This window comes from Pedobacter ginsengiterrae (assembly GCF_039537385.1).
GTDB classification, from domain to species: domain Bacteria; phylum Bacteroidota; class Bacteroidia; order Sphingobacteriales; family Sphingobacteriaceae; genus Pedobacter; species Pedobacter ginsengiterrae.
The window spans coordinates 499-12143 of the sequence record NZ_BAABAK010000007.1; the positions used below are offsets into that span (position 1 = coordinate 499).

Consider the following 11645-nt stretch of genomic DNA (forward strand, 5'->3'; position numbering starts at 1 on the left):
AGGCGATAGAACAGGAAAATAAGGAAATGGAGCTGGCCAAGACTGTAAAAAAACGATGGGTGCCGGAATTACTTGAAAATGGTGATACAGTAAAACAATTGATCGCAAGAAGTAGATACTTACTGTTCAAGCGAGAGGTCAACTGGACACCTTCACAATCACATCGGGCAGAACTTTTATTTGGCTTGTACCCTGATCTTGAACAGGCCTATAAACTGAGTCAGGGTTTGTCCACTATACTCAGTACATCCAAGGACAGGATAATTGCTTTTAAAAAGCTGGCCATCTGGTATAATCAAGTAGAATCCGCTGGATTCAAATCGTTTAACACAATTTAAAGAACAATCCAGAACAACTACGAAACGATACTAAACTACTTCGATAACAGATCAACCAATGCCTCCGCAGAATCCTTTAATGCAAAGATAAAGGCTTTTAGAGCACAGTTTCGAGGGGTTAGAAACGTAAAATTCTTCCTATTTAGACTAACAAAAATTTATGCATAGGATTGCTCCCCAACTTTTTTGCTTGATCCTAGAATTGCTCCCCAACTTTTTTGCTTGATCCCATGATCCCCTTTAACATTTTGAATAGGGGGGTGAAAAGGTGTGTAAAACAAAAAAGCCATCATTTCTGATGGCTTTAATTTCGATTTTTTTTTTGAAGTACTCGGGGCGGGAATCGAACCCGCACGCCTTTGAAAGCACAGGATTTTAAGTCCTGCGTGTCTACCAGTTCCACCACCCGAGCAGGCGATTAACCTTTTAAAATAAATGCCTCCTGGTAAGAAGGCATTTAGAGCGAAAGACGAGATTCGAACTCGCGACCCCGACCTTGGCAAGGTCGTGCTCTACCAACTGAGCTACTTTCGCATAAACAAAACCAATATGTTGTTTCGTTTTGGTGATGCAAATATAGGCAGATTTATATTTCTGTCAAGATATTTTTTATTAAAAATTTAATATTTAGTTTAAATTGCTGGCTTTCAGCGCAAGTAAAATTAAATCAGTTTCAAATCCTCTGGTCTGAAGGTAGCTTATCAGCTTCATTTTTCTTTTTAAAGGATTATTTTCACCTAAACTAGATGCTTTTTTTAGTGCTAAATTTTCTAAAGTTTGCATATAATCATCGTCGTCGATACTATATAATGCCTTGTTCATCATTTTATCGGGTACACCTTTAAGCTTTAATCCCTGCTTAATTTTTATACGGCCCCATTTTTTGATGTTAAACTTACCCGATGTATACGAGTTGGCGAAACGTTCTTCATTTAGGAAATTGTTCATAATGAGTTCGGATAAAATCTCTTCTAGTTCATCTCCACGAATTCCCCATTCTACCAGTTTATAACGAACTTCCTTTTGCGATCGCTCCTGGTAAACGCAAAAACTTTCAGCTTTTGCTAAAGCTTGCTTTTTATCTAATATTCTTGCTTCGTCTTTACCGCTTTTCATAATTAATTACTGAAATTCGTAAAAATATAAACGATTACCATATTTTTCTGAAACAAAACGAATGCAGAAACCGATATATACCATTTCAAAAATTGCCGAAATATTAAATGCTGATGCCAAATTCGTTGATGAACAAAACGTTATCGAATATCTGGTGATTGATAGTCGCTCGGTTTTAGTTCCAGAAAATTCTTTGTTTTTTGCCTTGTCTTCGCATCGCGATGGGCATGAGTTTATAAAAGACGCTTACGATAAAGAGATTCGGAATTTTGTAATCACCGATGGAAAATATATAAATCAGTACCCGAATTGTAATTTTCTTTTGGTTACCGATGTTTTAAAGGCCTTACAAAAATTAGCACTTTATCACCGAAATCAGTTTGCTTTAAAAACAATCGGAATAACGGGTAGTAATGGAAAAACTATTGTAAAAGAATGGCTTTATCAGCTTTTAGCAGCCGATTTTAATATTATTCGCAGTCCGAAAAGTTATAACTCCCAAATTGGTGTACCGCTTTCGGTATGGCAAATAGATGTCGATCATAATTTGGCCATTTTCGAAGCTGGTATTTCTGCGGCTAACGAGATGGAAAGTATTGAAGAAATTATCAAACCCGAAATTGGAATTTTAACAAATATTGGCGAAGCACATGCCGAAGGGTTTAGCTCGAAAAGAGAAAAAATTACAGAGAAACTTAAGCTATTTGCTGGTGCCGATTTGTTTATCTACTCGCCTGAATACGTTAGTGAGGTTAATTTTAAAGATTTACCAGGCAAAAAGAAGTTTAGCTGGAGCAGTAAACAAGGCGCTGATTTAAGAATTATTGCTGTAGAACCAATTGAAGGAAATTGTTATTTGCGGGCAATCTATCAGGATAGAGAGATCGAATGTATGTTGCCTTTTAAAGATAAGGCATCGATCGAAAATGGGATGATTTGTTGGGCAACCTTACTTGCTTTGGGTTATACGCCCGAGCAAGCCGATTTGCGCCTGGAGAAATTGAGTCATGTAAGTATGCGTTTAGAGTTGAAAAACGGTATTAACCAGTGCTCTATCATCGATGATTCTTATAGTGCAGATATTTCTTCACTTGCCATAGCGCTCGATTTTTTGAATCAGCAAAATCAGCATCCAAAGAAAACAGTAATCCTTTCCGAATTATTTGAAACAGGAAAAGATGATTTGGATCTATACAGTGAAATTGCCGAATTGCTTACACAAAAGAAAGTAAGCCGCTTAATCGGGATTGGAGCAAATATTGCGAAATACGCAGATCTATTTAAATTTGAAACGCAGTTTTTTGAGGATACAAATGCTTTTATTGATGCTTTCCCAGGTTTGCCTTTTAGTCACGAAACTATTTTAGTAAAGGGGGCAAGGCGTTTCGAATTTGGGCGGATCAGTAAATTATTGACCCAAAAAATACACGATACAGTTTTAGAAATAGACCTGAATGCAATGGTTGGTAACCTTCAGTTTTATCGTTCTAAAATTAAGCCTGGAGTAAAGATTATGGCCATGGTTAAGGCTTTCTCTTATGGTAGCGGAAGCTTTGAAATCGCAAACCTCTTGCAGTTTCATAAGGTAGATTACCTGGCAGTTGCTTACGCTGATGAAGGTATTGCCTTGCGTAAGGCTGGGATTACTTTACCAATTATGGTCATGAGTCCTGAAGAGTCGGCCTTCGAAGCCATTATAAAGCATAATTTAGAGCCAGAAATTTATAGTATCGAAATTCTGAATAGTTTTTTAAATGCCCTTTCTGATTACGATTTTAATTATCCTATTCACATTAAAATCGATAGCGGAATGCATCGTTTAGGTTTTGATCAGCCTGAAATTGAAGATTTGTCTGTTTTATTAAAAGATAACCAACGACTTAAAGTTCAGAGCATTTTCTCGCATTTAGTGGCCAGTGGCGAAGCCGAGCACGACGGCTTTACGCAACAACAAATCGAAAAATTCAAACTTATTTCGAGCGAATTGGTAGAAGTTTTAGGCTACAAACCTTTACTTCATATTGCGAATACTTCTGGAATTAGTCGCTGGGCCGATGGACAACTGGATATGGTTCGTTTAGGTATTGGCTTATATGGGTTTGATGCAGCTTTACAAAATAACCGAGGCTTACAAACCGTAATGGTGCTTAAAACAACGGTTACACAGGTAAAAATTTTAGATGCAGGAGAAACTGTTGGTTATAGTAGGAGAGGTGTAATGCCAAATGGCGGTAAAATTGCCACGGTAAAAATCGGTTACGCAGATGGTTACAACCGTGCTTTCGGAAATGGCGTAGGCAAAATGCTGATTAATGGAAAACTTGTGCCTACAATTGGTTCTATTTGTATGGATATGACCATGCTCGATATCACAGGGATAGATGTAAAAGCTGGTGATGAAGCAATTGTTTTTGATAAAGAACATACGATAATGCAACTCGCAGAAGAGATTAACACAATACCTTACGAGATTTTAACTAATATTTCTCAACGTGTAAAACGGGTATATTTCTATGAATAAATTGATTCTCTATTTCATTTGTTTATTAGTCTGGATGTAGATTTAAATGTGCGAGCAGATAAACTCACTACTTAATGAACCATTGACCATTCACCACTAATGAACATTTCTAACCAATGATCCAATGATTAGTGAACTATTGAACATTTTTAAATAAGTTTGCAGCATGAATAAAGTCGGGAAAGCTATTTTAAACTATTTGATTAAAGGTTTACTAATTGTTGTGCCCATTGCTGTGAGTATTTTCATTGTAATTTGGGCTGTTACAACAGTAGATAGCTGGTTAAACGTCAATAATATTCTGGGGGTAAATCCGCGAACAGGAGAAAGCAGAAACATACCTGGTTTGGGCTTACTAACGGTTTTAACCATCATTTTATTGGCGGGTATTTTTGTAACCAATTTAGTTACCGAACCGATGTATAATTGGTTTCAACGGATGATGCAGCGTTTGCCTTTGTTAAATTTTATCTATTCATCTATAAAGGATTTAACGGAAGCTTTTGTTGGCGATGAGAAGAAATTTAATCATCCCGTTTTAGTTGAGGTTGAAGGCGGTTTAAAAAAGATTGGTTTTTTAACCCAGAACGATTTACATAAACTCGAATTACCTGAAGATGTTGCAGTTTACTTTCCATTATCTTATTCTTTCGCAGGACAGCTTTGTATCGTAAAACGAGATAAGGTTCAAGATTTAAATATGAGTGCTGCAGATGCAATGAAATTGGTGGTGAGTGGTGGTGTTAGCGGACTTTAAATAATCAACATGATTCAGATTTACCACAATAACAGATGTACTAAAAGCCGCCAGGCTTTACAAGAGTTGGAAAAAAGCGGACAAGCTTTCGAGGTGATTTACTATTTGGAAACTCCACCAGCTAAGGCACAGCTTGAAGAATTAATAAAGAAACTAAATATTAAACCTTTCGAACTGATTCGAAAAGGCGAGAAAATTTATACTGAAAACTATAAAGGCAAAACTTTAGGTGATGCGGAATGGATTGATGCAATGGTAGAAAATCCAATTCTTATTGAAAGACCTATAATAGTTTCAGAAAACAAAGCCATTATCGCCAGACCAACCGAGCGAATTAAAGAGATTTTGCGCTAGCTTAAAAATTTTGCGTTAACGATGGAGTGGCGCTCTCGATTGTTCATCGAGAACATGGGAGACAACGTATTAAAACGACCAAAATAATTTAAAAAATACTTCTGGTCATCGATAAAACTAAGATTAGAAGAATAAAACCATAAAGTATTCTACTATAGTATTCTCGCACAAATAATCCTGTTAAAATGAATAGGTCATCATCAACATTGCTATGGATTAGCCCACTATTAGTTGATGAGCTGTAAATAATTTGTTTATCCTTATGGTTATTTAAAGACCAGCGACTCAGCCAGCTATTTTGAAATCCCCAGTCGAACTCCTCTCCAGAGGTAAAAGATATTTTCGCCTTAAAATTTAGCCAGTCGTATCTGATTATAGCTATAACTTCATTTTTATTATTTAATATTTTTGTTTCAGGATTCGAAAAACCTTCACTTCTTAAAAGGTAAATACCCTGCTGTGTTGTGGCGATAGCCGAATTTTTAAGCGAACTAAAATTCAGAGAAAACTTTAGCAAGGCATTGCCAAATACCTGATAGTTGCTATCAAATAATCCTTTTCTCCAATTTAAAATTTGCTCCATGTATAAAATTTTATTCTTTCAGACTTGTAATAAGAAAAAAAGACTGGTTTTGTTTTCCAAAGATTAGAGTTAAGGAATGATAACATGTTACAATGAAAAGTTAAGACATAAAAAAAGTGCTTGCGATAACAAGCACTTTTTTATAATGATTTGAATTTTAAAGGATAGACTATAATTTTAATCCTGAAAACCTTCTATTTGCTTTAAGCCTGATCTAGAAATTAGGTTTAAGCACATATTTATCATAGAATCTGAAAATATGCTCTGCAGCTTCTTCAGCAGTATCAACCAATCTGAATAAGTTTAAATCTTCTTCGTGGATGTTGTGTTCTTTCTGGAGCATGGTTCCTTTAATCCAGTCGATTAATCCTCCCCAATAATCTTTTCCAACTAGTACAATCGGGAAACGGGCAATTTTACCAGTCTGGATCAATGTTAACGCCTCAAAAAGCTCATCCATTGTGCCAAAACCGCCAGGTAAAACCACAAATCCCTGACTATATTTCATAAACATTACTTTACGTACGAAGAAATAATCGAACTGCAACAGTTTGTTGTGGTCGATGTATTTATTGTGGAATTGCTCAAAAGGTAATTCGATATTTAAACCAACCGATTTACCTCCATTTGTATAAGCACCTTTATTACCAGCTTCCATAATACCAGGGCCACCGCCTGTAATAACACCATAACCACGGTCGGTTAATAACTTTCCGCACTGTTCTGCTAATTGGTAATATCTGTTTGATTCTGCGGTACGGGCCGAACCATAAATGGTAACGCAAGGACCAATTTTAGCTAGTTTTTCGAAACCATCGACAAACTCAGCCATTATTTTAAAAATTTGCCAAGAGTCGGTTACTTTAATTTCTTGCCAGTCTTTATTTTCAAAAGCACTTCTAATTTTTTCTTCACTCGTCATATATACTGTATTCTAATATTAAAATCTGGTTTGCGCATCAGTTTTTTTGCTGATGAATAGCAAGCCTATAAATGTAATTAAGCCATTAACTAAAATTAGTTCGACGCTAAATACATAACCCCCTAAAAGTTCTTTTGAGAAGGTTGAAAGCAAGTAACATAAAAAAGGCGATATAATACAAACTATCGGTACTAATTTATCGTGCAAGCCTCTACTTTTTACAAACAATCCAAAGCTATATAAACCTAACAGAGGCCCATATGTGTAAGATGCAATCGTGAAAATCAAACTTACAACTGATGAACTATTTAATGCGTTAATTACTATAATCACTAAAAACATTAAAATTGAAAACGCTATGTGAACCGTATGACGCTTTTTAACCGCATTTTTCGCATTAAGGTTTTCAGCTTTATCCATGCCTAAAAAGTCAACGCAAAAAGAGGTTGTTAAAGCCGTAAGTGCCGAGTCGGTTGTTGCAAATGTTGCAGCCGTTAAACCCAGCATAAATATTATGGCAGGTATTGCGCCCAAATTATTCAGCGCAATTTCAGGAAACAACAAATCTGTTCTTGGTTTACCTGTAATGTGATCTAAAGGAATATCAATGCCATTTTTTGCGGCAAAAATGTATAATAATGCGCCAACACTTAAAAAGAAAACATTCAAAATCACAAACACTCCTGTAAAAGTAAACATGTTTTTCTGCGCCTCTTTAATGGTTCCCATACTTAGGTTTTTCTGCATTAAATCCTGGTCTAATCCCGTCATGGCAATGGTTACGAAAATACCACCGATAAACTGCTTGCTGAAATAAAACTTGTTGGTTAAGAAATCATCTAAAAAGAATATTTTAGAATAACTGCTGCTTTTAATCGTTTCAAATGCCTGTGGAATACTAAAGTTTAAACTGTTACAAATGAAATAAATGGTCAAGAAGACAGATAATACCAAAAAGAATGTTTGTAACGTATCCGTAATGATAATGGTTTTCAGGCCGCCTTTAAACGTGTACGACCAAATTAGGGCTAAGGAAATTAAAACCGTAAGCCAAAAAGGAATTCCATAATTATCGAAAATAAAGCGCTGTAAAACGATTACAACCAAATACAATCTTGTTGCAGATCCTAAAGTCCTGCTCAATAAAAATATAGATGCTGCGGTTTTGTAACTGTAGTGACCTAAACGCTGTTCGATATAGCTATATATCGAAGTTAATTTCATCCGATAATATAGCGGTAGTAAAACCGTACATATAATGATAAAACCAACAGCATTCCCCAAAACGAACTGAAAATATTGAAACTGATTTCCGCTGGGTGCACCAACTTCTCCAGGAACAGAAATGAAAGTTACACCTGAAAGTGCCGTTCCAATCATCCCGAAGGCTACCAGGTACCATTTAGAATTTCTATTTGCAACGAAAAATGAGTTATTATCCGACGAATCTTTGGAGGTAACGAATGAAATAATAATCAGGACTAAAAAATACCCGATAAGGAAACATAAGAGAACAGTTGGCGACATATTTTTGTTTTAAGCTGCTAAATGTAAGAAATTACTAATTAGTAAAGAAGTTCATCTGTTCATTTGTCAGTAGTTCATCATTTAGCATTATGTTAAACCGCATTTAAGCAAATCATAAATAGAGCAAAGCATAATGAACTCGTAACTAATAAACCAAACCACTAAAAAACCAAACAACTATTTCATATTTTTGTACCATGAATTTTTCATCCAAACTGCTTGAAGATGCGGTAAACGAATTCTCTAAATTACCTGGGGTGGGACAAAAAACGGCTTTGCGTTTAGTGTTACACCTTTTAAATAAAGAACAGGAGGAAGTGAATCAGTTTGGCAATACTTTTATAAAGCTTAAACAACAAATCAAACATTGTACAACCTGCCACAATATATCTGATTATGTGGTTTGCGAAATTTGTACATCGCACAAACGTGATAAAGAAACTATTTGTGTAGTAGAAGATACCCGAGATGTTATGGCTATTGAAAATACAGCTCAATATTTTGGTGTTTATCATGTTTTAGGAGGTTTAATTTCACCGATGGATGGTGTTGGTCCTACCGATTTATTTATCGATGGTTTGGTTTCCAGAGTTGCAGCTGGCGGAATTAAAGAAATTATTCTGGCACTTAGCCCAAACATGGAAGGTGATACTACGCTTTTTTATCTCTATAAAAGGTTGAAAGAATTTAATATTCCTGTAACTACAATTGCCCGCGGAATAGCTTTTGGTGGCGAATTGGAATATACCGATGAAATTACGCTCGGTAGATCGATAATCACTCGTGTACCATATGAAACTGCAATGATGAAATAATTTTGGTTGATTAAAACATGATCGCCAAAAGCTTTCCAATCACAAAGCAATTTGCCTAACTCCCAAAAAACTAACAACAAATCCATACAACGGACAAACCAAAATAAATGAAGGATAAAGTAATCATCATAACCGGCGCATCTAGCGGAATTGGTAAAGCCTGTGCCGAAGAATTTGCTAAACGTGGCGCAAACTTAGTTTTAGCTGCTCGTCAGTATGTTACACTTTGCGAAATTACAGCCGATTTAGAAAAAAAATACGGAATCAGAGCAGTTGCTGTTCAGGCAGATGTTAGTAAAGAGGCCGATTGCGAATTGATTATTAAACAAACTTTAGTTTCATTTAATAAAATTGATATTTTGGTAAATAACGCTGGTTTATCTATGCGAGCTTTATTTAACGATGTAGATTTATCCGTACTTAAAAACCTAATGGATGTAAATTTCTGGGGAACAGTTTATTGTACAAAATACGCTTTACCCGAGATTTTAAAAACCAAAGGAACCGTTGTGGCTGTTTCATCAATTGCAGGTTATAGAGGTTTACCTGGCCGAACAGGTTATTCGGCGTCAAAATTTGCAATGAATGGATTTATCGAATCATTACGTACCGAACTATTAAAAACAGGGGTTAATGTTTTGTTAGCTTGCCCAGGTTTTACAGCTTCGAATATTCGGGTAACTGCGCTTTCTAAAGATGGTGCAGCACATGGCGAAACCAGTATGGACGAAGGCAAAATGATGTCATCAGAAGAAGTAGCAAGTAATATTGCTAACGGTATCGAGCAACGCAAACGCACTTTAATTATGACTGGCCAAGGTAAATTAGCCGTTTGGATGAATAAACTTTTTCCTGCTTTTGTCGATAAAAAGGTTTTCGATTTGTTTGCTAAAGAGAAAAATCCACTAATAAAGTAAGATTGTAAATTTATAATACACGATGTAGGAGGGAAGATATTTAATCACATCATCCCCCTTATTCGCTACATCTTACATTTTAAAAACATCCACAATCCAAACAATTTCGTTTGTTGTATGTCGAAAGGATAAATTTTTATGTTTAAAAAACTGCTTTTCTTAATGCTCTTGTTTCAAACCTTAATTTCTTCTGCCCAGGTAAAAACGGCTAAAAACATTAATTACGCTGGCAATGCCGATATAAAAAACACACTCAATATTTTTTATAAAAATGATGGAGTAGCCGATAAGCCTGTTCTGGTTTTTATTCATGGCGGCTCCTGGAGCAGTGGTAAAAAAGAAACCTACTGGTGGTTGGGCAGAAACTTTGCAAAAAAAGGCGTCGTAACCGTCATCATAAATTATCCTTTAGCCCCGAGCGTTCAATATGGTAAAATGGCCGAAGATTGTGCTTTGGCTGTAAAATGGGTTCAGGAAAATATTAAAACTTACCAAGCCAGTGCAAATAAAATTTTTTTAATGGGTCATTCTGCCGGCGCACATTTGGGAGAGCTAATTAATGCAGATCCGCAATATTTCAAAAAAGCGGGTATAAATAACCCGATAAAGGGCGTAATCCTGAATGACCCTTTTGGCCTTGATTTATACGAATATCTTACAACAGCCGAAAAGGACGACTTTTACTATGATTTCATCAGAACTTTTACCACAAATACTGAAGTCTGGAAACTAGCATCACCAATGGATTACGTAAATAATATAAAAAACTCGCACTTACTTTTTTATGGCGGTAAAACCTATGGCGCGATCCGTATTCAAACACCAAGACTGTATCAACAATTAAAAGCAAACAACATTCCAGTCGAAATAAAGGAGGTAAAAGGTAAAAGTCATGTTCCCATGATTAGCCAAATGATATTTGGAGCAAATGATTTATATAAAGATATCGTGGCTTTTATTAACAGAAACTAAATAAATCCGAAAACAACATATAGGTTCATTATGTGTAAATCAACGTCAGATCTACTATTATTCAACCGCGCTACACTCCATTCCAAATCCTCGGTTAGGGTGTGTGGCGATTTGTCGTTACCTCATGCTGCGGGTTTTCAATTAGGATTAGGTTTAATTAAGTCTGGCCGGTATTTCGAAGGCCAGTTTGCACGGTTGCAAGATCCTAAAAGTCTTATTAAACCAAAAAAGCATCCTGATTGCCTATAATTTATATCTAGCCAAAAAATCTCTTAGCTCTAATCCCGCTTGACACCCTTTTATGACTATTTAAAACATTCTCGGGATGTTCCCTATTTATCATCGGGATTTAGCCAGGGTACATGCAGCTGCTTACAGGGTTACGGATCCTTGTCATAATCTTCCACCATTCTCGCGAAACCCTTGTAACATCCGTAGAAACTATAATTTCAATATTTGACATCTATATATTACCTATAATACTGATGCCTCCTATGTGTCTTACCTGCCTACATGGCCATAAAACCACAATGTAACATTAAATCTGCCTTTGATTTATAGGTTCTCAGCTCCCTTAGATGGTTAAGAATAGGGCAACAGGGAATGAAATGCTCTTCAGTCCCCGATATTTACCTGTGTGTAGTAATAGAATAACCCAAACAAACCTTCCTTGTTTTACCGCCCAAAACGCCATCCAGGCCTGCCAAACAACCCAGGTTTAAAAAAGTTTTCATTTTTTCTCCCTGTAAACCATGCACTTGTGAAAAACCATTGGGTAAAAGGGTAAAACAATTTGAAATCGTGTTGTTTTTTCCTACTTTTG

General features: G+C 36.0%; 11 protein-coding genes, 2 tRNA genes and 1 pseudogene. 7 read left to right on the forward strand and 7 right to left on the reverse strand.

Translation table 11 applies throughout. From position 1 onward, the window contains the following. Positions 1 to 26 precede the first annotated feature (26 nt). A pseudogene (locus ABD692_RS07670) lies at positions 27 to 506 on the forward strand (ISL3 family transposase). 160 nt (positions 507 to 666) lie between these two features. On the opposite strand, the gene ABD692_RS07675 reads toward ABD692_RS07670, so the two are convergent. The 3 genes from ABD692_RS07675 to ABD692_RS07685 form a co-directional block, all read right to left on the reverse strand. Then, positions 667 to 750 (reverse strand) — tRNA-Leu (locus tag ABD692_RS07675). 49 nt (positions 751 to 799) lie between these two features. Beyond that, positions 800 to 872, reverse strand: a tRNA-Gly gene (locus tag ABD692_RS07680). 93 nt (positions 873 to 965) lie between these two features. After that, positions 966 to 1454 (reverse strand): regulatory protein RecX, encoded by a 489-nt coding sequence (locus ABD692_RS07685; RefSeq protein WP_344766070.1) that lies wholly within the window; start codon positions 1452 to 1454, stop codon positions 966 to 968. Between the two features lie 61 nt (positions 1455 to 1515). Between ABD692_RS07685 and ABD692_RS07690 the strand changes: the two genes are divergently transcribed. The 3 genes from ABD692_RS07690 (at position 1516) to arsC (ending at position 5086) form a co-directional block, all read left to right on the forward strand. Further along, positions 1516 to 3975, forward strand: coding sequence for a bifunctional UDP-N-acetylmuramoyl-tripeptide:D-alanyl-D-alanine ligase/alanine racemase (locus ABD692_RS07690; RefSeq protein WP_344766071.1), 2460 nt, complete (start codon positions 1516 to 1518; stop codon positions 3973 to 3975). A gap of 166 nt (positions 3976 to 4141) precedes the next feature. Beyond that, complete coding sequence (locus ABD692_RS07695; protein WP_344766072.1) at positions 4142 to 4732, forward strand: DUF502 domain-containing protein; 591 nt, start codon at positions 4142 to 4144, stop codon at positions 4730 to 4732. A 9-nt stretch (positions 4733 to 4741) separates the two neighbouring features. Continuing rightward, a complete protein-coding gene (gene arsC, locus ABD692_RS07700) occupies positions 4742 to 5086 on the forward strand; it encodes an arsenate reductase (glutaredoxin) (RefSeq protein WP_344766073.1) in 345 nt (114 codons plus the stop codon). An 88-nt stretch (positions 5087 to 5174) separates the two neighbouring features. Here the strand turns inward: arsC and ABD692_RS07705 are convergent, their stop codons facing one another. From ABD692_RS07705 to ABD692_RS07715, 3 genes are all read right to left on the reverse strand, one after another. Then, the gene (locus ABD692_RS07705; RefSeq protein WP_316758971.1) at positions 5175 to 5669 is read right to left on the reverse strand and encodes a hypothetical protein; all 495 of its coding nucleotides are present in this window, start codon (positions 5667 to 5669) and stop codon (positions 5175 to 5177) included. A 214-nt stretch (positions 5670 to 5883) separates the two neighbouring features. Then, entirely contained in the window at positions 5884 to 6591 is a 708-nt protein-coding gene (locus tag ABD692_RS07710; RefSeq protein ID WP_316758968.1) for an LOG family protein, read from the reverse strand. A gap of 18 nt (positions 6592 to 6609) precedes the next feature. Continuing rightward, positions 6610 to 8118 (reverse strand): sodium:solute symporter, encoded by a 1509-nt coding sequence (locus tag ABD692_RS07715; protein WP_344766074.1) that lies wholly within the window; start codon positions 8116 to 8118, stop codon positions 6610 to 6612. 197 nt (positions 8119 to 8315) lie between these two features. Here ABD692_RS07715 and recR point away from each other — a divergent pair, with 197 nt between their 5' ends. The 3 genes from recR to ABD692_RS07730 all read left to right on the forward strand — a co-directional run bounded on the left by recR (position 8316) and on the right by ABD692_RS07730 (position 10822). Next, positions 8316 to 8933 carry a recombination mediator RecR gene (gene recR, locus ABD692_RS07720; protein WP_316758962.1) on the forward strand — a complete coding sequence of 206 codons (618 nt, stop codon included), beginning with the start codon at positions 8316 to 8318 and terminating at the stop codon, positions 8931 to 8933. Between the two features lie 107 nt (positions 8934 to 9040). Continuing rightward, positions 9041 to 9850 carry an SDR family oxidoreductase gene (locus ABD692_RS07725; protein WP_316758960.1) on the forward strand — a complete coding sequence of 270 codons (810 nt, stop codon included), beginning with the start codon at positions 9041 to 9043 and terminating at the stop codon, positions 9848 to 9850. A gap of 138 nt (positions 9851 to 9988) precedes the next feature. After that, a complete protein-coding gene (locus ABD692_RS07730) occupies positions 9989 to 10822 on the forward strand; it encodes an alpha/beta hydrolase (RefSeq protein WP_344766075.1) in 834 nt (277 codons plus the stop codon). Between the two features lie 629 nt (positions 10823 to 11451). On the opposite strand, the gene ABD692_RS07735 is transcribed toward ABD692_RS07730, so the two are convergent. Next, positions 11452 to 11645 (reverse strand): hypothetical protein (locus tag ABD692_RS07735; RefSeq protein ID WP_344766076.1); only part of this gene is annotated, 194 nt, incomplete at its 5' end.